Here is a 21,279-nt window from a genome sequence, read left to right as displayed (position 1 = left end):
CGCACTTGCATTCCGGCGAATCGCCCCAAACTGATTCTTGTCCCTATTCCCGCCGCTACCGCCATGTCCCAGAATCCCCTGCTCGCCCCTGTTTCCGACCTCGTCGACTATGCGGCCGTCAAACCCGGACACATCGTGCCGGCAGTCGAGGAGCTGCTGGGCATCGCCCGCCTGGCCGTGGACCGCGCCGCCGACCCTGCGCTGGCGCCCACCTGGGAAGCCGTGGTTGAGCCGCTGGATACCGCCTCGGAACGCCTGTGGCGCGCCTGGTCGGTCGCCGGCCACCTGAATGCCGTGGTCAACACCCCGGAGCTGCGCGAAGCGTATAACGCCGCCCTGCCCCTGGTGACCGAATTCTCCACCTGGGTTGGCCTGCACGAAGGCCTGTACAAGCAGTACCAGCGCCTGGCCGCCGCCCCCGATTTCGCGTCCTGGACGCCGGTGCGCCGCCGCATCGTGGAAATGGCCCTGCGCGACTTCCGCCTGAGCGGCGTGGAGCTGCAAGGCGCCGACCGCGAACGCTACGCCGCCATTTCCGACCGCGAGGCCCAGGCCTCGCAGAAATTCTCCGAAAACGTGCTGGACTCGATCGACGCCTGGTCGCTGCTGGTCGAGGACGAGGCCCGCCTGGCAGGCATTCCGGCCGACGTGCGGGCCGCCGCCCGCGCCGCGGCCGAGGAAGACGGCAAGCCGGGCTGGAAGCTGACGCTGAAGATGCCGTGCTACCTGCCCGTGATGCAGTATGCCCAGGACCGTACGCTGCGCGAAGCGCTGTACCGCGGCTACGGCACCGTGGCGTCGGAACACGGCGATGGCAAGTTCGACAATTCGCCGCTCATCGAAGAGCTGCTGTCCCTGCGCGCCGAAGAAGCCGGCCTGCTCGGCCTGGGCACCTTCGCCGCGCTGCGCCTGCAAACGCGCATGGCGCGCGACGCGCAGGAAGTCACCGTATTCCTGCGCGACCTGGCCGCGCGCGCCAAGCCCTACGCCCAGCGCGACCTGGCGGAGCTGAAAGCCTACGCCACCGGCGAGCTGGGCCTGGACGACCTGCAGCCCTGGGACGTGGCCTACGCTTCCGAGCGCCTGCGCGAATCGCGCTATGCCTATTCCGAAGACGAGGTGAAGCAGTATTTCACCGAACCGCGCGTGCTGTCCGGCCTGTTCGAGGTCATCGAGACCCTGTTCGACGTGCGCCTGGCGGAAACGCCCGTCTCGTCCTGGCATGGCGACGTGCGCGGCGTGCGCGTGGAAAGCCCCAAGGGCGAACTCATTGGTTATCTGTACCTGGACCTGTACGCCCGCGCCGGCAAGCAGAGCGGCGCCTGGGTCGACAGCGAACGCACGCGCCGCGTCGTGGCTGGCAAGGTGCAGACGCCCATCGCCTACCTGACCTGCAATTTCTCGCGCCCCAACGGCGACAAGCCGGCCGTCCTGACGCATGACGACGTCATCACGCTGTTCCATGAGACCGGCCATGCGCTGCACGCCCTGCTGTCCGAAGTGGACGAACCCGGCGCCGCGGCCTTCGCCAGCGTCGAATGGGACGCCATCGAACTGCCCTCGCAGTTCATGGAGAACTTCTGCTGGGAATGGGCGGTGGTGCAGAAGCTGTCCGCCCACGTCGACACGGGCGAGCCCCTGCCGCGCGCGCTGTATGACCGCCTGGTCGCCGCCCGCAATTACCAGAGCGGCATGCAGACCGTGCGCCAGATCGAGTTCGCGCTGTTCGACATGCTGATGCATGACCGCGCCCAGGGCGCGTCGATTGCCGAAGTGCTGGCCCTGCTGCAGGAAGTGCGCCAGGAAGTGGCCGTGCTGTTCCCGCCCGCCTGGCACCGCCTGCCGCACGCCTTCTCGCACCTGTTCGCGGGCGGCTACGGCGCGGGCTATTACAGCTACAAGTGGGCGGAGGTGCTGTCGGCCGACGCCTACGAAGCCTTCGAAGAGGCGGCGGCCCGTCAGGCCGGCAACGCGCTGGGCACGCTGGATCCCGAAACGGGCGCACGCTTCCGCCGCGAGGTGCTGGCCGTGGGCGGATCGCGCCCGGCGGCAGAGTCCTTCGCCGCCTTCCGCGGGCGCGCGCCGCGCATCGACGCCCTGCTGCGCCATAGCGGCATGACGCCTGCCTGAGCGTCCGCGCCTCCGCGCGCAATCCGACGGCCCGCCCTGGCGGGCCGTTTTCTATGCCGCGGCGGAATCGTCCACCGGCCGGCGCGCCGACATCACCAGCCAGCGCCCGTGCACGGACTGGTCGGAACCGGCCTGCTTCCAGTAGCGACGGCTTTCCTCGTCCTGCGCCTGCTTGAGCCTGCGGCCGTAGTAGAGCCGGGACGGCACGGCCAGCACATGCTCCGCCATGCGCTTGGGCTTGTTCTCGTCCACGTCGTGCAAGGTGATGTCGGTGTAGCCGTAGTGCTTGAACAGCAGATGCAACTGCGGAAAGCTCCACGGAAAGTATGTGACGTAATCCTCGCCACGCTGCCGTCCGACCATGGGCCGGAACCCCGAATGAAAGCCGCGCAGCAGGAACTGCAGGCGCGAACGGAAGTACCAGGTGTTAGGCGTGGTGACGATCAGCGTGCCGCCCGGCCGCAGCGCGCGATAAAAGCTCTGCATCAGCACGCCGGGGTTGGTCAGCAAGTGGATCGCCTCGCAGCAGACCACGGCATCGTAGGCAGCGGAAACCGTCAATGGCGTTTCCAGGTCGTGCTCCGCCACCTGGCGGTAGCCGCCGTCCGCCGGCGGAAACTCCCACAGACCCACGCCATCGATATCGACCTGCCGGCCGCTGGCGGCGGGCAGCATGTCGCCCAGCCAGCCCAATCCGCAAGGCGCGTCCAGCACGGAATCCGCCAGGCGGCTGCGCAGGATGTCGAGCACGACGGGGTAGTACGGATAGTAGGGATAGCCCAAGGAATTCCTGACCGGCATGTCCATATGTGGCGCCTCTAGATCTTGAAATCTGACACGGCCCTGAATGTAGCGGCAGCCATGGCACCCGGTCTGGAGAATTCGCCACTTCCAAACAATAACTAGACAAAGCTTTACAAGTGGGCGGGGCGGCCCCGCGGCTTGCGCCAGGACAAGCCGCCCCCAAGTTGGCGCCCCTTGCCCGCTGCGCCCTGCCCGCGGCTTGCGGGTAGAATCAAAAGGTTTACCCCCTACCGGCCCTTGGACTCATGCGACACCTCATTTCCGGCCGCGCCCTGCGCAGCCTGCTGCTGACCCTGTGCGTGTTTCTCGCTGCCTGCGGCGACAGGAACGTCGATTGGACCCTGTACAACGTGAAGGGGCACCTGCCCGACCTGAAGTTCTCCCTGCCTGGCGCGGGCGGCAAGATGGTCAGCAGCGACGATTTGAAGGGCAAGACCGTGCTGCTGTTCTTCGGCTACGCCAGTTGCCCGGACGTCTGCCCCACCACCATGGCGCAGTTGACGGCCGTGCTGCAGAACCTGGGCGACAAGGCCCGCGACGTGCGCATCCTGTTCGTCAGCGTGGACCCGCACCGCGACACGCCGGACATCCTGCAGGCCTACGTCAACGCCTTCAACAACAACGCCATCGGCGTGACCGGCGATGAAAAGCAGATCGCCGACCTGGCGCGCCGCTACCGCGTGGCCTACCAGATCGAGAAGCCGCGCCCCGGGGACGACGCCGATATGTACGAAGTCACGCACAGCCGCGGCGTGTATATATTCGACAAGGACGGCAAGGCGCGCTTGCTGGCTTCGGATACCGACAGCATCGAGGCCATGACCAAGGACGTGCGCCAGTTGATCGACCTGACTTCCTGAGCGCCAGCAGGGCGCGATGTTGCCCACGCGCCCCATACACCAGTTGTTACAGCCGCTGTGCGCGGGGCGTGAGTATCATCTAGCCACACTGCCCCCTTTTACTTCCAGCAAGGAGTACGCGCATGAGCATAATCATCATGATCATCGTCGGGTTCGTCGTGGGCCTGATCGCCCGCGCCATCATGCCCGGAGACCAGAACATGGGGATCATCATGACCACCATCCTGGGTATCGTCGGTTCGGTCGTCGCCGGCTTCCTGGGCCAATCGCTGGGCTGGTACGCGCCGGGCGAACCCGCCGGGTGGATCGGATCGGTCGTCGGCGCGATCGTCGTGCTGTTCGTGGTTGGCCTGATCGCCAAGAAACGCGCTTGACGTTCTGCTGGACCTGAAATGAAAACGGGCCGATCGAAAGATCGGCCCGTTTTTTTCGCCTGCCCTTACTGCTGCTGGGCCTGCGCGGTCGCCGTGCGTTCGGTCCAGCCGCCGCCCAGCACCTTGTACAGGGTGACGAGATTGGACAGCCTGGCCCGGCGCGTATCCACCAGCGCCTGCTGCGCGGTGTACAGCGAACGCTGCGAATCCAGCACGCTCAGGTAGTCATCGATACCCTGGCGGAAACGCTGGTCCGACGCGTCGTAGGCGCGCTGGTTGGCGGCTACCAGGAGCCGCTGCGCCTGGATTTGCTCGTCCAGGGTGCCGCGTCCGGCCAGGGCGTCCGCCACTTCGCGGAACCCCGTCTGGATCGACTTCTCGTACTGCGCGACCTGGATGTTCTTCTGCACCTTGGCCAGATCCAGGCCGGCAAGCAGCGAGCCGCCCGCGAAGATCGGCACGGTGATCTGGGGCACGAAGCTCCAGGCGCCCGAGCCGCCTTCGAACAGCCCGCCCAGGCTGGCGCTGGCGGTGCCGGCCGAGCCCGTCAGGCTGATGGTCGGGAAGAAGGCGGCGCGCGCCGCGCCGATATTGGCGTTGGCGCCCTTCAACTGGTGCTCGGCCGCGCGGATGTCCGGGCGGCGGGCCAGCAGGTCCGACGGAAGGCCGGCGGGCAAGGTGGTCGGCAACATGCCATCGTCGAGCTGGACGGCGTTGTCCAGCGCCGCCGTCAGCTCGGGCGACAGCGGCTGGCCCACCAGCAGGACCAGCGCGTTGCGGTCCTGCGCGGCCTGGCGCGTGTATTGCGACAGGTTGCGCTCGGCGGTGCGCAGCGACACTTCCGCCTGGCTCAGGTCCAGCGCCGTGGACAGGCCCTGGTCGTAGCTCTGCTGCGTGAGCTTGAAGGAATCCTGCTGGCTCTTGAGCGTGTCGCGCGTCAGGCCGACGAGTTCCTGGTCGGCGCGCAGGGTCAGGTAGGCATTGGCCACTTCGGCGATCAGCGTCAGCTGGGTCGCAGTGCGGGTTTCATCCAGCGCCAGATAGGATTCCAGCGCCTTGTCGCTCAGGCTGCGGATGCGGCCGAACAGGTCCAGCTCCCAGGCCGACATGGCGGCGCCGACCTGGTAGCTGTGGCTGGTGGTGGCGCGGCCGCTGGCCGACAAGTCGGCCGGCGAGCGCTGGGCCGATTCCTGGCCGGCGATGCCGATGCTGGGCATCAGGTCGGCGCGCTGGATGCGGTACTGGGCGCGCGCCGCCTCTACGTTCAGGGCCGCCACGCGCAGGTCGCGGTTGTTCGCCAAGGACTGTTCGATCAGCTGTTGCAGCAGCGGATCCGAGCCGAAGAAATCGCGCCAGCCGATATCGGCCGTCATCAGGCCGCCCGCGTCGGCGGGTTGGGCCGCCTGGTAGGACGGACCCGTGGGATAGGCCGCATCGATCGGCGCGTCCGGCCGTTCGTAGGTGGGGGCCAGCGAGCAGCCCGCCAGGGCCGCCGCCAGGGAAACAGACAGCAAGGTTCTCATCGGGAATGTCATTGCGGTTGGCCCTCCGTCGAGACGCCCTGCGTGCCGTTGGCGCTGGTGTCGTGCTCGTCGACGTTTTCGCTCATGCGCTTGACCTTGAAGACGCGCAGCATGATCACGAAGAAGGCCGGAACAAAGAAGATGGCCAGGAAGGTGCCGGTCAGCATGCCGCCGATCACGCCCGTGCCGATGGCGTTCTGGCTGCCCGAACCCGCCCCCGACGAGATCGCCAGCGGCGTCACGCCCAGGATGAACGCCAGCGACGTCATCAGGATGGGACGCAGGCGCTGCCGCGCGGCGTGGATGGCCGATTCCGTCAGGCTGGCGCCATGCTCGTAGTGCTCCTTGGCGAACTCCACGATCAGGATGGCGTTCTTGGCCGCGAGACCGATGGTTGTGAGCAGGCCCACCTGGAAGTACACGTCGTTGGACAAGCCCCGCATCATGGTGGCGAGCAAGGCCCCGATGATGCCCAACGGCACCACCAGCATCACCGCCGACGGGATGGTCCAGCTTTCGTACAGCGCAGCCAGGCACAGGAACACCACGATCAGCGAAATCGCGTAGAGCGCGGGCGCCTGGGCGCCGGACAGGCGTTCTTCGAACGACAGCCCGGTCCATTCAAAGCCCACGCCCACCGGCAACTTGCTCGCCAGGCGTTCCATTTCCTCCATGGCCGCGCCCGAGCTGTAGCCCGGCGCCGCCTGGCCCTGGATGTTGTACGACGGCACGCCGTTATAGCGGTTCAGCTTTTGCGGGCCGTAGCTCCAGGTGGCCTTGGCGAAGGCCGAGAACGGCACCATGTCGCCCTCTTTGTTGCGCACGTACCATTTGTTCAGGTCTTCCGGCAGCATGCGCGACGACGCCTCGCCCTGCGCGAACACCTTCTTCACGCGGCCGCGGTCGATGAAGTCGTTGACGTACGACGAACCCCAGGCCGTGGCCAGCGTGCTGTTGATGTCCGAGACGGCCACGCCCAGGGCGCGCGCCTTCTCGCGGTCGATGTCCAGCTGATACTGCGGCGCGTCTTCGATGCCGTTGGGGCGCACGCCCTGCAGGACCGGACTCTTGGCGGCTTCGCCCAGCAGCTGGTTGCGCGCGGCAAGCAGCCGCTCATGGCCCACGCCCGCGCGGTCCATCAACTGGAAGTCGAAGCCGGTGACGTTGCCCAGTTCCATCACGGACGGCGGCGGCACCACGAACAATTGCGCACGGCGCTCCGTCTTGCGGAAGTGCGCGTTGGCCCGTCCCGCCACGGCGCCGGCCTTCAGACGCGCGTCGCCGCGTTCTTCCCAGTCGCGCAGCTTGATGAACAGGATGGACGCGTTCTGGCCGCGGCCGCCGAAGTTGAAGCCGTTGACGGCGAACACCGAGGTGACTGCGTCCTTTTCCTCGGTCAGCAGATACTTGGTGGCGTCGTCGATGACGGCCTTGGTGCTTTCCGCCGTCGCGCCGGCAGGCGTCTGGATCTGGGCGAACAGAATGCCCTGGTCCTCGTCCGGCAGGAACGCGGTCGGGATGCGGGTGAACATCCAGCCCATGGCGATAACCAGCGCCAGGTACACCACCATCAGGCGTTTGGTGCGGTTCAGGCCGCGAGCGACGGTATTGGCATAGCCGTGGCTGCTGCGGTCGAACGCGCGGTTGAACCAGCCGAAGAAACCCTTCTTGGAACCATGATGGCCCTTGGGGATGGGCTTGAGCAAGGTCGCGCACAAGGCCGGCGTGAACACGATGGCCACGATCACCGACAGCACCATGGAGGACACGATGGTGATGGAGAACTGGCGGTAGATCACGCCCGTGGAACCGCCGAAGAAGGCCATGGGAATGAACACGGCCGCCAGCACCATGGCGATGCCGATCAGGGCGCCGGTGATCTGCGACATGGACTTCCGGGTGGCCTGCTTGGGCGACAAGCCCTCTTCGGCCATCACGCGCTCGACGTTTTCCACCACCACGATGGCGTCGTCCACCAGCAGGCCGATGGCCAGCACCATGCCGAACATGGTCAGGGTATTGATGGAATAACCGAACGCCGCCAGCACGCCGAACGTGCCCAACAGCACCACCGGCACCGCCAGGGTGGGAATGATGGTGGCGCGGAAGTTCTGCAGGAACAGGTACATCACCAGGAAGACCAGGATGATGGCCTCGATCAGCGTCTTGAACACCTCGTGGATCGACAGGCTGACGAACGGCGTGGTGTCGTACGGATAGACGACGTCCATGCCCGGCGGGAAGTAAGGCTTCAGGTTGTTGATGGTGTCGCGCACCGCCTGGGCCGTATCCAGCGCGTTGGCGCCCGGCGCCAGCTTGACCGCGAGGCCCGAGGCCGGCTTGCCGTTGTAGAAGCTGTCGATGGCGTAGGTCTGCCCGCCCAGTTCGATGGAGGACACGTCGCCCAGGCGCACTTGCGAGCCGTCGGCGTTGACCTTGAGCAGGATGCGGCCGAAGTCTTCCGCCTTCTCCAGGCGCGACGGCCCGATGATGGTGGCGTTCAGTTGCTGGCCGCGCACGGACGGCAGGCCGCCCAGCTGGCCGGACGACACCTGCACGTTCTGTTCCTTGATCGCCGCCACCACGTCGACCGTGGTCAGGCCGTAGTTGACGAGCTTGGCGGGATCCAGCCAGATGCGCATCGCATACTGCGAGCCGAACAGCTGGAAGTCGCCCACGCCCTGCGTGCGGCTGATGGGATCCTGGACATAGGAGGCGACATAGTCGGCCAGGTCGTCCTTGGTCATCGAGCCGTCGGTGGACACGAAGCCCGCCACGATCAGGAAGTTCTTGGTGGCCTTGGTGACGCGAATGCCCTGCTGCTGCACTTCCTGCGGCAAGAGCGGCTGCGCCAGCGACAGCTTGTTCTGCACCTGGACCTGCGCGGTATCAGGGTTGGTGCCCTGCGTGAAGGTCAGGGTGATGGACATGCTGCCGTCGGAGTTGCTTTCCGAGGAGATGTACTGCAGGCCATCCAGGCCGTTCATCTGCTGCTCGATCACCTGCACCACGGTGTCCTGCACGGTCTGCGCGGAAGCGCCCGGGTAGGTCACCGCAATGCCGATGGCTGGCGGCGCGATGTTGGGGTATTGGGAGACCGGCAGCTTCAGGATGGACAGCGCGCCGGCCATCATCAGCACGATCGCGATCACCCATGCGAAGACCGGTCTATCGATAAAAAACTTTGCCATGCAAGGCTCCTGACTACTACTGCTTGGCCGCCGCGGCGGCTGCTTGCGGCTGCTGCGCCGGCTGCGCGGCGCTGGCTTCGGTGGCGACGACTTCAGCCCCCGGACGCACCATCTGCAGACCTTCCACGATGACCTTGTCGCCAGCGGCCAGGCCGTCGGTGACCAGCCACTTGTCGCCGATGGCGCGGTCGGTCTTCAGTTCACGCAGTTCTACCTGGTTCTTGGCGTTGACCACCAGCGCCGTCGGGACGCCGCGCTGGTTGCGCGTCACGCCGCGCTGCGGCACCAGCAGGCCGTCGGCGGCCACGCCGTCAGCCAGGCGGGCGCGCACGAACATGCCCGGCAACAGGCGGCGTTCCGGATTGGGGAACACCGCGCGCAAGGTGACCGAGCCCGTGCCCTGGTCCACCGTGACTTCGGAGAACTGCAGCTTGCCCGGCTGGGCGTACTGCGAGCCGTCTTCCAGGGTCAGCGTCACCAGCGCGGCCTGCTCGCCGTCGGCCTTCTTCAGCAGGCCGCTGGCCAGCGCGTTCTGCAGGCGCAGCAGCTGGACGCTGGATTGGGTCACGTCGACGTAGATGGGATCGATCTGCTGCACCGCGGCCAGGGCGGTGGTCTGGTTGGCCGTGACCAGCGCGCCTTCGGTCACCGCCGAACGGCCGATGATGCCGTCGATGGGCGACAGCACCTTGGTGTAGACCAGGTTGATGCGCGCCGTGTCCAGCGCCGCCTTGGCCGACAGCACGTCGGCGGCGGCCTGATCGCGCGAGGCGACGGCGTTGTCATAGGTCTGCTGGCTGACCGCGCGGGTGGCGACCAGCGGCTTGTAGCGCTCGGCCAGCAGCGCGGCCGTCTTTTGCTGCGCCTGGGCGCGCGCCAGGGCGGCCTTCTGGCTGTCCAGGCTGGCCTGGTAGAGCGCGGGATCGATCTGGTAGAGCTGCTGGCCCGCCTTGACCTCGCCGCCTTCGGTAAAGAGGCGCTTCTGGACGATGCCATTGACCTGGGGACGCACTTCGGCCACGCGGAACGGCGAGGTGCGGCCAGGCAGTTCAGTCGTCAGCGAAACGGGCTGCGTGGCAAGCGTCACTACCGTTACCTGGGGCTTGCCCGCCTGGGGAGCGTCTTGCTTCTTGCCGCAAGCGGCCAGCATGAGGGCCGATGCCGTCAGCGTGACGACTGCCGCGCTGCGCCACATAGCGCTTTTCTTATCCATAGATTGCATTCCCGATTTCAACAAAAAAAAAGCCCGCCCCGGATCGCGTAATGAGCGTTCCGTGCGCATCGATTGGGTGGATTTGCCTCGAACACGCAGGCTGGGCTTTGTCGCATTGCTGCATTGCAGAACTCGCATTCTGCGTTATCCCGCCCCAGAAACAAAGAGGCATGTTGAGAAAACATCATTCCATTTATGGGACAATGGCTTCACCGTTGAATATGACAAAATTCCGCCATGAAACGCTTGCAAGGCATGGAACTATTCGTCGAAGTCGCCAAAACGCGCAGCTTCAGCCGCGCGGCGGCGATGCTCGGCGTGCCGAAATCGACACTGTCCCGCCAGGTGGCCGAACTGGAGCGCTCTGTGGGCCTGCGCCTGCTCAGCCGCACCACCCGCAAGGTCGAACTGACCGACGCGGGCCGCCTGTACTTCGACCGCTGCCAGCGCATCGTGGCCGAGGCGCAGATCGCCCATGAGGAACTGCAGAAGCTGGTCGATACGCCGGCCGGGCCGCTGCGGGTGAACATGCCCGCGGATTTCGGCACGGACTTCCTGGCTGAATCGTTCATGGAATTTTCCCGCCGCTACCCCGACGTCACGTTTTTCCTGGACCTGGCCAATCCGGATCACGCGCAGCGCGTGTTCCAGACCTGCGATATTTCGATCGAAATCGGCGAACTGCCCGATTCGTCACAGATTGCGAGGCTCTTGGGCATGCTGCCGGCCCATCTGTACGCCTCGCGCGAATACCTGAAGAAGCACGGCGAACCGCGGCATCCCAGCGACTTGACCCGCCACGAGTGCATAGAGTTCCGCGCCAAGGGCGCCGGACAGGTGACCCGCTGGCCCCTGACCGACGGCCAGCAGCACATCGAATTCACTCCCGGCAACCGCTTTTCCGTCAACGGCGTCGCCATGGCCCGGCGCCTGGCCCTGCTGGGCGCGGGCATCGTGGTGCTGCTGGGCGACCAGTCGGCCGAACAGCAGTCCGGCCAATTGCAGCGTGTGCTGCCTGACTGGCAACTGGGTCCGTTTCCGGTCTACGCGGTGACGGAGACGCGGCTGCTGCCCGCCAAGACCCGGATCTTCATCGAATTCCTGATGGAGCGCCTGGGCGATGTCGGGCAGGCGAAGAATACTCCCGCTTTCATGAAATAAACGGAAGTCGGAAACAGATTGAAAAATTTAGGACTGCCCGACAACACCTGTCGGCCAGTTCGTCCAATCAGAAGCGCTCGTCTTCGCGCAGGTAGCGCCATTGGCCCAGCGGCAGGTCACCCAGCGACACCCGTCCGATGCGCACCCGTTTCAGGCCTATCACCTTCAGGCCTACCAGTTCGCACATGCGGCGGATCTGCCGCTTTTTGCCTTCCCGCAGCACAAAACGCAGTTGGTCGCTGTTCTGCCAACGCACCTGCGCCGGCTTGAGCGCCTTGCCGTCCAGGGACAGGCCGTGGTTCAACAGCGCCAACCCGTTTTCGGACAGGTTGCCCTGCACCCGCACCAGGTACTCCTTGTCCACGCTGGAATCTTCGCCGATCAGGTGCTTGGCGATGCGCCCGTCCTGGGTCAGCACCAGCAGGCCTTGGGAATCGATGTCCAGGCGGCCGGCCACGGCCAGCCCGTCCAGGTGCGAACGTTCGAAACGCTGCGGCGCGCGGTCGCCGGCATAGCGGGAGCGGGAGTCGATCAGGGCCACGGCGGGCGTATAGCCCTTTTCGGCCTGGCCCGAGACGTAGCCCACGGGCTTGTTGATCAGGATGGTGACGCGCGAGGTCTGGCGCGCCTGCGCGGCGCGCTCCAGGGTGATGACCTGGTCAGGGTAGGCCCGGGCGCCCAGTTCGGATACCACAACGCCGTCCACGCGGACCCAGCCGCGCTCGATATAGGTGTCGGCCTCGCGGCGCGAACACAGCCCACGCTCGGACATGAGCTTGGAGATACGTACTTTTTCCATGGCCGGTATTGTATGCGGACGCCATGCCCCCCTCTTCAGGCCGCGGGGTCGTAGTCCGACGGCGCCATGGGATCCAGCGGATGGAGCGGCCGGCTGCGCCGCTGATAGGGAAACAGCGCGAAGTCCGAGCTGGTGACGCCCGCGCTGGCGCATTCCACCAGCGCCTGAGAGATAGGTTCGAACACAGGGCGGCAATACATGCGCGACTTCACCAGCACGAAGCGGGCCCGGCGCGGATCCAGCCCCATGCTCTCGAACACGCCCAGATCCCAGGGCTCGTGGGTTCTCTCGGTGATCACCAATTGCGCGGCGCCTATGTCCAACACCGCGCTGCGGCCCATGCATGCCGTCTGCCCCGTGTACGTCGGACCGGTAATGACATACTCGCCGCCAGTCACGGCGCGGACCACTCCGCGCAGCAGCACGGGCGCCGCCGGGCGGCCGATGGCCGGAATCGGCCGTTTGTTGCCCACCGCCAGCTCCACCTGCGCGCCCTCGCCCGCCGCGGCCAGCGCGGCGACTGCCTCTGGGTCGCAGTACAGGCCCGCAATGATGCCCGTCAGGCCGGCGTCGACCGCGGCCGTCAGCACCTCCATGGTGTCGCAGGTGCCGCCGGACATGCAGTTGTCGCCATGGTCCAGCAGGAGCACGGGCTTGTCCGCGCCGCGGGCCAGTTGCGCCGCGCGGGCCAGCGACTCGCCCAGGGGCTCGCTATCGTAGAAGTAGCCGTCGCGCTCGGCCCAGATGGCCTGCGCCATATCGCTTGCGACCCGTTCCGCCTGCTCCCGCGGCCCGGAGCCCACCACGACCACGCTCAGGCATGGATTGGGGATGTCAGCCAGGGCGAAGCCCGCCAGCACGGAGACGCCCAGCATGCCGTCCGCTTCCGCGCCCCGCGCCGCCTGCACCGCGCGGCGCATGGCGCCCTGGGCCGTGGCGCTGCGCAGGGTGTGCGTCATCAGCGGCAGGCGGCGCCAGGCCATCACCGGGCGCGGGCCGCCATTGAGCCAGTCGTACAGGATGCGGCCCGCGTGCTCGCCGGTCTCGTACATGTCCACGTGCGGATAGGTCTTGAAGCTGATGATCACGTCGGCGTTGGCCATCATCTTGGGCGTGACATTGCCGTGCAGGTCCAGCGCCACGGCGATGGGTACGTCGGGCGTGCGGCATCGCAGGCGTTCGAGCAGGTCGCCTTCGCCGTCGTCGGTAGTTTCGGCCACCATCGCGCCATGCAGATCCAGCAGGATGGCGCCGCAGCCCTGAGCGCCGGCCACGATTGCATCGCACAGTTGGCTATAGGCTTCTGCCGACACCCGGCCGCTGGGGTAGGCCGTGGCGGAAACCGGCGTCACCACCGTCGCGCCGTTGGCCTCGGCAATATCGATGAAGGCGGACATGGCCGTGCGCTTGCCCTTGTTCTCTGCATAGGCCTGGGCGCCGAAGGCGGGGCCGTCATTGCCGAATGCGGACAGCGGCGTGGGCACCGGCGAGAACGTGTTGGTCTCGTGGTTCAGGCGGGCGATCATGACCTTCATTGTCCGGCTCCTTCGGCATGCGCATTCAGTTCGTTCAGTTGTTCTGGGACGGCCCCGGGCGCAAGGCCCCCAGGCCAAGCTTTTCCATGGCCTCGCTGGCCTCGACGATCATCGCGGCCACTTCCGCCACGCTCACGCGCAGGCCCGTCGCCCGGGTCCGCATGTGCTCATAGGCGGCGCGCTCATCCAGGCGCTGGTGGTCCATCAGCACGCGGATGGCCTTTTCGATGACGCGCCGCGCCTTGATCGTGCTTTCCAGCTTGTTGATCTTGGACTGCTGGCGACTCTGGAACTGCTTGGCCGAACGCGCCAGCACCAGCGTGCTGAGCACCCCCGCGGAGCGGAACGGCCGCGTCAGCACGCCGTGCGCGTTGGTCTTCAGCAATTGCTTCAGCGTGGTCGGGGTTTCGTACTCGGACAAGGCGATCAGGGTGGCCTCGACCTCGCTGGCCGTCCAGGCGGCGCTGTTGCGGCCGCATTGCGATACCTGGAAGAAGATGACGTCCACGCCGGCGGGCGGGCCATCCGGAAACGGCCAGTGCAGATGGATGCGGCAACCGATGCGCTTGAGCTGTTCGACCAGCAGGTCGCGGTCCTCGCCCGGCGGATACACCACGGCGACGGCCACGCTGCGCAGGTCCTCGTAGAGGCGGCGTAGGCTATGGTCCATGGCTATTTCAACCAGAACTCGTCCAGGCCGAACGCGGTGAGGTACGGGTCCGGCTTCACGGGTTCGTCGCTTTCCCAGACGATGTCGAAGCGTCCGTCCTCGCGGCACACGCCTATGCGCGGCGTCAGCACGCTATGGTTGTTTTCCGCCAGCACGGACATCTGCCCGTCCGGCGCGTCGAACTGCACCTGATGCACCGCCTGCACCAGTTTGCGGGTGTCCATGCTGCCCACGCGCTGCAAGGCGCGCGCGAACAGGTGCATCTGGCTGTAGCAGGTCTCGGCATAGACGCTGGCGGGATGGTCGCCAAAGCGGGCGCGCCAGCGTTCCAGGAAATGCGCGTTGGCGGGCGTATCCACCGTATTGAAATAGGTCGCAGCGGTGATGTGGCCCACACAGCGCCGCGGCCCGATCTCCGCCACCTCCGACTCGGCCATCGTCAGGCTGGCGATGGGGATGTGGGCGGTGGCCGCGCCTTCGGCTTGGCAGGCCTCGTGGTAGCGCTGGTAGAAGCGCTGCGCATCGGAGCCGATCAGGGTGGAAAACACCACGTCCGGCTGGATGCGGCGAATGTCAGCAACCACGTCGTTGATCTCGCTGTCGTCGCAGCCCAGGGGCAGATAGGTTTCATCCAGGATCTCGCCGCCATGCTCCTCGACCGTCTCGCGCATGATGCGGTTGGTCTCGCGCGGGTAGATGTAGTCCGCGCCCACCAGGAAGATGCGCGAGCCGCAATTCTGGATCAGGTACGCAGCCAGCTGCATGCTGCCCTGGTTCGGCGCCGCGCCGGTATAGATGACGTTGGGCGAATATTCGAAGCCTTCGTAGACCGAGCCGTACCACAGCAGGGAATTGCTGCGCTCGACCACCGGCAGCATGGCCTTGCGACAGTGCGAGGTGCAGCCGCCAAAGATGACGCTGACCTCGTCGTCCAGCAGCAGCCTGGCCGCCAGCCGGCGGTACTCTTCGGCGTCGCTGCGCGGGTCATACACCACCGGCGCCAATGGCCGCCCCAGCACGCCGCCCAGTTCGTTGATCTCCTCCACCGCCAGTACCGTGCCGAAGAAGTGCTGCGATTCCGTGGTTCCGGTGACGCCGCTGCGCGAATAGAGCACGCCGATGCGCCAGTCCGGCCGCTCTGCGTGCTTGTCCTGGGGCGTACTCATGAGGGAATCCTTGAACGTGTAGTGCGCGTGTGCGTCATGGCGAATCCGGGCCGCATGGCCTTCATACTTTCAGATGAGCAATGATATTGCCCGCCGCCTCGGGCGCGCCAGCCTCGCCTTCATCGACGATGCTGCCCTGCTTGAGCACCAGATAACGATCGGCCACGTCCAGCGCGAACGCCACGTTCTGCTCCACGATGAACATTGTCGTGCCGTGCCGCTCGCGTTCCCAGTTCAGCGCGCGGCCCAGGCGCTCGATCACCGAGGGCTGCAGCCCTTCCGTGATCTCGTCCAACAGCAGCAGCGCGGGCCGCTGCATCAGCCCGCGCGCCACCAGCAGCATCTTCTGCTCGCCGCCCGACAGGGTGCCGGCATGCTGGCGCAAGCGGCTCGTGAACACCGGAAACAGCTCGGCGATCTGGGCGAAGCGTTCGTCGAAGAGTTGCTCGCGCGGCAGTCCCAGGCGCAGGTTGTCGCGGATGCTCAGGTCAGGAAACAGCGGCTGTTCCTGGGCGGCGTAGGCCACGCCGCAGCGCGCCACTTCGTGCGGCCGCAGCCGGGTGGCGTCGACCCCGCCCACGCTGACCCGCCCGCGCTGCTTGGGCAGATAGCCCATGACGGTCTTGAGCAAGGTGCTCTTGCCCATGCCATTCTTGCCCAGCAGCGCCACGCAGGCGCCGCGCTCGACCGTGAGCGACACGTCATGCAGCACCATGGCCCGCTTGTAGCCGCTAGACACCGCTTCCATGCTCAACGCCGGCGCTGCGATGCTCGTCATTGCCCTGCTCCTTGCGCGGCCGGCGCGCCGCCGGCGTAAATGGTGCGCACCAGTTCTGATTCCACGACCTCGCGGAATCCTCCGTCCATGACGATGCGGCCCTGGTGCAGGACCACAATGCGCGTCGCGATCTCCTTGACGAAATCCAGGTCATGTTCCACCAGCAGGCAGCACAGGCCATAACGGTGCGCCAGGGACGACAGCACGTGGCCGATCTGCAGGCGTTCGGCCTTGCTCAGCCCGGCGGTGGGCTCGTCCAGCAGCACGATGCCCGGTTCCAGCGCCAGCACCATCGCCAGCTCCAGGGCCTGCTGCTGTCCATGCGACAGGTCGCGCGCCACGTGGTCCAGGCAGTGGTCCAGGCCGGTCACGCGCAATGTCTCCAGCGCATAGGGCGGCAGATGCAGCGTGGGCGACCGGCGCCACCACGACGGCCGTTCGCGCAGCGTGGTCGCGATGCGCAGGCTTTCGGCCACGGTCAGCGTATCGAACACGTTGGCATTCTGGAACTTGCGGCCCAGCCCATGGCGCACGCATTGCTCCGGTCCGTCGCGCCGCACTTCGTGGCCATAAAGTTCCAGCCTGCCCTGGGACCGCTCGGCGCCGTCCGCGATGCAGCGCATCAGCGTGGTCTTGCCGGCACCGTTGGGGCCGATCAGCCCGACCAGTTCGCCGCCGCGGGCTTGCAGGTCTATGCCTTCCAGCACCTTCAGACTCCCGAAGTGCTTGGACACGCCCGCCAGGCTCAAGGCCTGGGCCGCGCCGCCGGCTTGCCGCGCGGGGATGGCGCGCTCACCCAGCGCGGGTGTGGCCGCCCTACCCGACCTTGCGCGCCAAGGCGCGATCAGCAGGGGCAGAAGCCCCCGCGGCAGCAGCAGGATCACCAGGACGAAGGTCACCCCCAGCAGCAACTGCCAGACGAACGGCATGTTGCCGCTGAGATAGGAGCCCGCCACATTGATGAGTATGGCTCCCAGCACCGGCCCCCAGATGGTGCCGCGCCCGCCCAGCGCCACCCAGATGATGAGTTCCGTGCCGAAGACGAAGCCCGTGAGTTCCGGCGCCACCACGCCGCTGAACGCGCCATAGCCGAAGCCCGCCAGGCCGGCCACCGCGCCGCAGGCCACCAGCAGCGCGATGCGCCAATGGGCGGTGTTCAACCCCAAGTAGCTGCACCGCGCCTCGTTGTCGCGCAGCGCCACCAGGATGCGGCCGCCATCGCTGCGCACCACCACCCAGGCCAGCAGCGCCACCGCGGACAGGCCTCCCGCCGCGATCACATACCAGGCCTCCAGCGACAAGTCGAAGGTTTCGTACCCCGTCAGGCCGGACGAAGAGCCGGTGTAGGTGCCGCCGGACAGCACCAGCTGCATCAGCACGATGGGCAGCACCAACGAGATCACCGTGGCGAAGAATGGCGAGGCCCCACGGTAGAACGACAGCCAGCCGGTCACCAGCGCCAGCAACGCCGCGGCGCCCACTGCCGCCAAGGCGGCCAGCGCCGCTATCGCAGGCGAGAATCCGTAGTGCGTGAAGGCCAGGCCCGCGGCATATGCGCCCACCCCGAAAAAGGCGGACTGGCCGAAGGTCAGGTAGCCGGTGTAGCCCCACAGCACATCCACGGTGACCGCCGCCACGGCGAAGAACAGCGCCTTGATCAGCACGTTCAGCAGATAAGTGTCGAACAGCCAGGGACCGGCCGCGGTCAGCACCAGGCAGAGCCCGGCCAGGCCCAGCAGGCTGCGGCTGCGCGCGGCCTTTTGCGCCGAGGCGTCGTCAGCGGCGCCAGCCAGCGTTTGAGGGGTCAATGCGCGGTCAGTCATGGGCGAATCCTTGAGGACGCAAACGCAGCGTCAGCGCGGCCAGGACGGCGATGGTGACGCCGCCCAGGATCGGGCTGACGTAGACGCTTACCAGCACCTGGCAGGCGCCGTAGACCAGGCAGGTCAGCAGCAGCGCGGTGATCGAATGGCCCGACACCATGACCAGCATGAAGGCGCTGACCAGCCACGGCAGCCCCATGTTCGGGTCGACGCTGGACAAGGGCGTGATCAGCGCGCCGGCCAGCGCGCCCAGCCCCGCTCCCAGGCCGAAGGTGGTGAAGCGGATGCGCTCGGCATTGATGCCCAGGCCGCGCGCCAGGTCCTCGTTCATGATCACGGCCCGGGTCCGCACGCCAAAGCGCGTGCCGCTGAGCAGCAGCGTCATGGCGGCATACATCAGCAAGGCCGCGGGCACCAGGAACAGGCGGTACGCCGAATACTCCGTGCCCAGGAAGGACACGGCGCCGTGGATGGGCGAATCCGCGAACTTCACTTCGCGCCCGAATGCCATGGTGATGAGCTGGCCGATCACGATGCCCAGTCCCCAGGTGGCCAGGATGGCGTCCAGCGGCCGCTTGTACAGCGGCTGCACGATCAGCCGTTCCACGCCCATGCCCACCAGCACGCCGACCGCCAGCGCGAACGGCAGCGCCAGCCAGGGATTCAGCCCCAGCTGCGTCACCACCAGGCTGGCGTAGCTGCCCAGCGTAAGAATCGCGCCATGCGCAAAGTTGACGATCTTCATCACGCCGAAGATGATCATCAGCCCGGCCGTCACGATGAACAGCATGGCGGCCGTGCTCAGGATGTCCAGCAGCAAACCCATATCGCTCTCCGGCGCCGCCGGCAGGACCGGCGGCGCTTGTCATGGCATGGCCGTCACTTCAGGTCCGGACACTGCGCGCCCGGGTCGACCTTGTCGAAGGTCTGCAGGATCTTGATGGAACCGTCCTGCTGCACCTGCCCCAGGCGCATGGTCAACGCCGCGTGGCGCTGGCGGTCCATGGTCACCGGGCCGCGCGGACCGTCGAACGTGACTGCGCTCAGGGCCTGCACCACCTTGGGCGCATCGGTGCCGCCGGCCTTTTCGACCGCCGCCTTGTACAGGTAGAAGGCTTCATACTGCGGCGCGGAGAATTCGTTGGCGGTCTTGGCGTCGCTGCCGAACTTCGCCTTCAGGCCGTCCAGGAATTTGCGGTTCTGCGGCGTGTCGATGCTGGTCAGGTACGAGGCCGACATGTACATGCCCACCGCCGTGTCGCCCATGGTCTTGGCCGTGCCTTCGTCGATCGCCAGATTGCCGTAGGGCATGGACAGGCCAGCAGCCTTGACCTGCTTGGCCAGGCTGACGTTGGGTCCGCCGCCGGCCGTGGAGCTGATCAACGCGTCCGGGTTGGCCGAGCGTATCTTGGAGACCACCGGCGTCCAATCGGAACCGTCGATCGGCAGGTACTCTTCGCCCACCACGCGTCCGCCCTGCTTTTCGATATATTCCCGCGTGAACTTGAGCATGCCGCGGCCGAAGGCGTAGTCGCTGCCCACCAGGAAGAAGGTCTTGGCCTTGCGGTCCTGCATGAAGTGGTCCACCACCGGCGCAACCTGCTGTTCCGGCACCCAGCCATTCACGTGCAGCCAGCGGTTGCAGGAACGGCCTTCATAGAATGACGTGTAGATATAGGGCACCTTGCCGCGCGACACGATGGGCAGCGCGGCATTGCGCGCCGCGCTGGTTTCCATGGCGATGATCGCGTCCACCTTTTTCTGGAACACCAGGGTGTCATACGCCTTCTGCGCCCCGACCGCGCCCGAGGCGTCATCGGCGATCTCCAGCACGATCTGGCGGCCCAGGATGCCGCCGGCCGCATTGATCTCGTCGGCAGCCAGTTGCGAGGCCTGCACCACGCCCGGCGCGACCACGCTGTTTGCGCCGGACAGGCCGACGGGCACGCCGATGCGCAACGGTTCGGCGGCATGCGCGCTGGCAGCGCCAGCCAGCAATGCGACAAACGACAGGCGGATCCGGCAGCTATTCAATAGGCTCTTCATGGGTTTTCTCCTTGGGGGAACGGCCGTGGACCGTCGTTCAGCGTTGCCGCAGGCCTGCGGCGGCGCCCAACTGCTCGTCATAGATGTCGCGGCGCCTGTCGCGCAGCACATGGTTGAAATCATTCAACTGGCGCGCGCGGCGCGAGGCCTTCAGGTCTATGGGCGCCAGCAGCACCTCCTCCTGGTCGATGCTGGCGGGTCCTGCCGCCGTCCAACCCTGGGACCCCACGATCAGGCTGCGGCCCACGAAGGGCTGGCCGCGCTCGGTGCCGACCCGGTCGGCGCACACCACCGTCAAGCCGTTGCTGTGGGCGCCGCTCATGGTCAGCGCATGGGCCATGACCGGCCCGTCGCGGGTCTGCCCCGGCATCGGCACCCAATTGGTCGGCACCGCCACGATGTCCGCGCCGCGCACCGCCAGCAGCCGGTAGACTTCAGGAAACCAGCCGTCGTAGCAGATGGCCACGCCGATGCGGCCCAGCTCGGTGTCGAATACCGGCAATCCCAGGTCGCCCGCCTCGAAGTACAGGTTCTCGTCGCCCCAGAGGTGCAGCTTGCGATAGGTCCCCAGATAGCCATCCGGGCCCGCGACCAGCGCGGAGTTGTAGAGGCGTCCGCCGGCGCGTTCCGCAATGCCCGCCACCAGGTAGATGCCCAGGCGCTGCGCCAACGCGATCCAGGCCTGCGAGCTGGGGCCTTCCGGCACGGCTTCGGCCAGGGCGTAGGCCTCCTCGCGGCTATCGAACATGTATCCCGTGTTGGCCAGTTCAGGCAGCACCACCAGCCGCGCGCCCTGGGCCGCGGCCTGCTCCACCAGTTCGATGGAACGCGCGATGTTGGCGGCGGTTTCGCCGATCGCGGGCTCCATTTGCACGCTGGCCACCCAGGTCACGGCGGCGGGAGAACGTTGCGGTTCCGACGCTTGCATGCGAGCTCCATATTCAGAAATTGAAAACGAAAAAGCCCCCGACCACGCATTGCGTGCAAGTCGGGGGCTTCTATAGCCAAGACTGTATGTTCAGGCAGCAATCATTGCTGCGGGGTACTGCAAGCCGTTCAGGTCAATGTTGACCGTGTGCGAATGATAGGGAGACGCGGGTTCCTGGGACAATAAGTGCTTTCCCGGACGGCAGGACGGTCCGCCAAAACGCGCGTTCCGGCGCTGCGTCATTGCGACGCATTGGGTCGTCCCACCCGGCTTGGCAT

General features: G+C 66.5%; 17 protein-coding genes. 4 read left to right on the top strand and 13 right to left on the bottom strand.

Going from position 1 to position 21,279, the window contains the following annotated elements:
• The first annotated feature begins 63 nt into the window (after nucleotides 1-63).
• The gene (locus tag ACZ5YA_RS02895) at nucleotides 64-2,130 is read left to right on the top strand and encodes a M3 family metallopeptidase (protein WP_118933565.1); all 2,067 of its coding nucleotides are present in this window, start codon (nucleotides 64-66) and stop codon (nucleotides 2,128-2,130) included.
• Between the two features lie 51 nt (nucleotides 2,131-2,181).
• Here ACZ5YA_RS02895 and ACZ5YA_RS02890 read toward each other — a convergent pair whose 3' ends face one another.
• Nucleotides 2,182-2,937, bottom strand: a complete 756-nt coding sequence (locus ACZ5YA_RS02890) for a class I SAM-dependent methyltransferase (RefSeq protein ID WP_251880544.1) — start codon at nucleotides 2,935-2,937, stop codon at nucleotides 2,182-2,184.
• 242 nt (nucleotides 2,938-3,179) lie between these two features.
• On the opposite strand from ACZ5YA_RS02890, the gene ACZ5YA_RS02885 reads away from it, so the two are divergent.
• Together ACZ5YA_RS02885 and ACZ5YA_RS02880 are read left to right on the top strand one after the other, a co-directional pair.
• Nucleotides 3,180-3,794 (top strand): SCO family protein, encoded by a 615-nt coding sequence (locus tag ACZ5YA_RS02885; protein WP_059374390.1) that lies wholly within the window; start codon nucleotides 3,180-3,182, stop codon nucleotides 3,792-3,794.
• Between the two features lie 122 nt (nucleotides 3,795-3,916).
• On the top strand, nucleotides 3,917-4,168 hold the full coding sequence (locus tag ACZ5YA_RS02880) for a GlsB/YeaQ/YmgE family stress response membrane protein (RefSeq protein WP_013393352.1): 252 nt from the start codon (nucleotides 3,917-3,919) through the stop codon (nucleotides 4,166-4,168).
• A gap of 65 nt (nucleotides 4,169-4,233) precedes the next feature.
• Here ACZ5YA_RS02880 and adeC read toward each other — a convergent pair whose 3' ends face one another.
• The 3 genes from adeC to ACZ5YA_RS02865 are packed head-to-tail and all read right to left on the bottom strand — an operon-like array spanning nucleotide 4,234 to nucleotide 10,095.
• Nucleotides 4,234-5,703: an AdeC/AdeK/OprM family multidrug efflux complex outer membrane factor gene (gene adeC / locus ACZ5YA_RS02875; RefSeq protein ID WP_059374389.1), complete on the bottom strand. Its 1,470-nt coding sequence runs from the start codon at nucleotides 5,701-5,703 to the stop codon at nucleotides 4,234-4,236.
• Nucleotides 5,700-8,882 carry an efflux RND transporter permease subunit gene (locus ACZ5YA_RS02870; RefSeq protein WP_251880548.1) on the bottom strand — a complete coding sequence of 1,061 codons (3,183 nt, stop codon included), beginning with the start codon at nucleotides 8,880-8,882 and terminating at the stop codon, nucleotides 5,700-5,702. The genes adeC and ACZ5YA_RS02870 overlap by 4 nt, the downstream gene beginning before the upstream one ends.
• A 16-nt stretch (nucleotides 8,883-8,898) precedes the next feature.
• Nucleotides 8,899-10,095, bottom strand: coding sequence for an efflux RND transporter periplasmic adaptor subunit (locus tag ACZ5YA_RS02865; RefSeq protein ID WP_059374384.1), 1,197 nt, complete (start codon nucleotides 10,093-10,095; stop codon nucleotides 8,899-8,901).
• 255 nt (nucleotides 10,096-10,350) lie between these two features.
• Between ACZ5YA_RS02865 and ACZ5YA_RS02860 the strand changes: the two genes are divergently transcribed.
• Complete coding sequence (locus ACZ5YA_RS02860) at nucleotides 10,351-11,256, top strand: LysR family transcriptional regulator (protein ID WP_059374511.1); 906 nt, start codon at nucleotides 10,351-10,353, stop codon at nucleotides 11,254-11,256.
• A gap of 67 nt (nucleotides 11,257-11,323) precedes the next feature.
• On the opposite strand, the gene ACZ5YA_RS02855 is transcribed toward ACZ5YA_RS02860, so the two are convergent.
• The 9 genes from ACZ5YA_RS02855 to ACZ5YA_RS02815 form a co-directional block, all read right to left on the bottom strand.
• On the bottom strand, nucleotides 11,324-12,055 hold the full coding sequence (locus tag ACZ5YA_RS02855) for a pseudouridine synthase (RefSeq protein WP_280016366.1): 732 nt from the start codon (nucleotides 12,053-12,055) through the stop codon (nucleotides 11,324-11,326).
• A gap of 35 nt (nucleotides 12,056-12,090) precedes the next feature.
• The gene (locus ACZ5YA_RS02850; protein ID WP_280016367.1) at nucleotides 12,091-13,590 is read right to left on the bottom strand and encodes a M81 family metallopeptidase; all 1,500 of its coding nucleotides are present in this window, start codon (nucleotides 13,588-13,590) and stop codon (nucleotides 12,091-12,093) included.
• Nucleotides 13,591-13,624: 34 nt separating this feature from the next.
• Entirely contained in the window at nucleotides 13,625-14,260 is a 636-nt protein-coding gene (locus ACZ5YA_RS02845; RefSeq protein ID WP_054456633.1) for an ANTAR domain-containing response regulator, read from the bottom strand.
• A gap of 2 nt (nucleotides 14,261-14,262) precedes the next feature.
• Complete coding sequence (locus ACZ5YA_RS02840) at nucleotides 14,263-15,426, bottom strand: transporter substrate-binding domain-containing protein (RefSeq protein WP_059374375.1); 1,164 nt, start codon at nucleotides 15,424-15,426, stop codon at nucleotides 14,263-14,265.
• 61 nt (nucleotides 15,427-15,487) lie between these two features.
• A complete protein-coding gene (locus tag ACZ5YA_RS02835) occupies nucleotides 15,488-16,204 on the bottom strand; it encodes an ABC transporter ATP-binding protein (RefSeq protein WP_118933563.1) in 717 nt (238 codons plus the stop codon).
• Complete coding sequence (locus ACZ5YA_RS02830; protein ID WP_118933562.1) at nucleotides 16,201-18,027, bottom strand: branched-chain amino acid ABC transporter ATP-binding protein/permease; 1,827 nt, start codon at nucleotides 18,025-18,027, stop codon at nucleotides 16,201-16,203. Before ACZ5YA_RS02830 ends, ACZ5YA_RS02835 begins: the two co-directional genes overlap by 4 nt.
• The gene (locus ACZ5YA_RS02825; protein WP_059374371.1) at nucleotides 18,020-18,853 is read right to left on the bottom strand and encodes a branched-chain amino acid ABC transporter permease; all 834 of its coding nucleotides are present in this window, start codon (nucleotides 18,851-18,853) and stop codon (nucleotides 18,020-18,022) included. The genes ACZ5YA_RS02830 and ACZ5YA_RS02825 overlap by 8 nt, the downstream gene beginning before the upstream one ends.
• 53 nt (nucleotides 18,854-18,906) lie before the next feature.
• A complete protein-coding gene (locus ACZ5YA_RS02820; protein ID WP_464091985.1) occupies nucleotides 18,907-20,073 on the bottom strand; it encodes a substrate-binding protein in 1,167 nt (388 codons plus the stop codon).
• A gap of 37 nt (nucleotides 20,074-20,110) precedes the next feature.
• The gene (locus tag ACZ5YA_RS02815) at nucleotides 20,111-21,001 is read right to left on the bottom strand and encodes a nitrilase family protein (protein WP_251880554.1); all 891 of its coding nucleotides are present in this window, start codon (nucleotides 20,999-21,001) and stop codon (nucleotides 20,111-20,113) included.
• Nucleotides 21,002-21,279 lie beyond the last annotated feature (278 nt).

Source organism: Achromobacter sp. JCM 18799 (assembly GCF_055395645.1).
This window is presented reverse-complemented; position numbering and strand designations above follow the sequence as displayed.

Bases quoted from the DNA above. Each gene is read 5' to 3' on its own strand.
- ACZ5YA_RS02845 (WP_054456633.1), bottom strand. From the start codon at position 14,260: ATGGACCATAGCCTACGCCGCCTCTACGAGGACCTGCGCAGCGTGGCC.
- ACZ5YA_RS02815 (WP_251880554.1), bottom strand. From the start codon at position 21,001: ATGCAAGCGTCGGAACCGCAACGTTCTCCCGCCGCCGTGACCTGGGTG.
- ACZ5YA_RS02830 (WP_118933562.1), bottom strand. From the start codon at position 18,027: ATGACTGACCGCGCATTGACCCCTCAAACGCTGGCTGGCGCCGCTGAC.
- ACZ5YA_RS02855 (WP_280016366.1), bottom strand. From the start codon at position 12,055: ATGGAAAAAGTACGTATCTCCAAGCTCATGTCCGAGCGTGGGCTGTGT.
- ACZ5YA_RS02865 (WP_059374384.1), bottom strand. From the start codon at position 10,095: ATGGATAAGAAAAGCGCTATGTGGCGCAGCGCGGCAGTCGTCACGCTG.
- ACZ5YA_RS02825 (WP_059374371.1), bottom strand. From the start codon at position 18,853: ATGGGTTTGCTGCTGGACATCCTGAGCACGGCCGCCATGCTGTTCATC.
- ACZ5YA_RS02870 (WP_251880548.1), bottom strand. From the start codon at position 8,882: ATGGCAAAGTTTTTTATCGATAGACCGGTCTTCGCATGGGTGATCGCG.
- ACZ5YA_RS02860 (WP_059374511.1), top strand. From the start codon at position 10,351: ATGGAACTATTCGTCGAAGTCGCCAAAACGCGCAGCTTCAGCCGCGCG.
- ACZ5YA_RS02890 (WP_251880544.1), bottom strand. From the start codon at position 2,937: ATGGACATGCCGGTCAGGAATTCCTTGGGCTATCCCTACTATCCGTAC.
- ACZ5YA_RS02840 (WP_059374375.1), bottom strand. From the start codon at position 15,426: ATGAGTACGCCCCAGGACAAGCACGCAGAGCGGCCGGACTGGCGCATC.
- ACZ5YA_RS02820 (WP_464091985.1), bottom strand. From the start codon at position 20,073: ATGAAGAGCCTATTGAATAGCTGCCGGATCCGCCTGTCGTTTGTCGCA.
- ACZ5YA_RS02880 (WP_013393352.1), top strand. From the start codon at position 3,917: ATGAGCATAATCATCATGATCATCGTCGGGTTCGTCGTGGGCCTGATC.
- ACZ5YA_RS02850 (WP_280016367.1), bottom strand. From the start codon at position 13,590: ATGAAGGTCATGATCGCCCGCCTGAACCACGAGACCAACACGTTCTCG.
- ACZ5YA_RS02835 (WP_118933563.1), bottom strand. From the start codon at position 16,204: ATGACGAGCATCGCAGCGCCGGCGTTGAGCATGGAAGCGGTGTCTAGC.
- adeC (WP_059374389.1), bottom strand. From the start codon at position 5,703: ATGACATTCCCGATGAGAACCTTGCTGTCTGTTTCCCTGGCGGCGGCC.
- ACZ5YA_RS02895 (WP_118933565.1), top strand. From the start codon at position 64: ATGTCCCAGAATCCCCTGCTCGCCCCTGTTTCCGACCTCGTCGACTAT.
- ACZ5YA_RS02885 (WP_059374390.1), top strand. From the start codon at position 3,180: ATGCGACACCTCATTTCCGGCCGCGCCCTGCGCAGCCTGCTGCTGACC.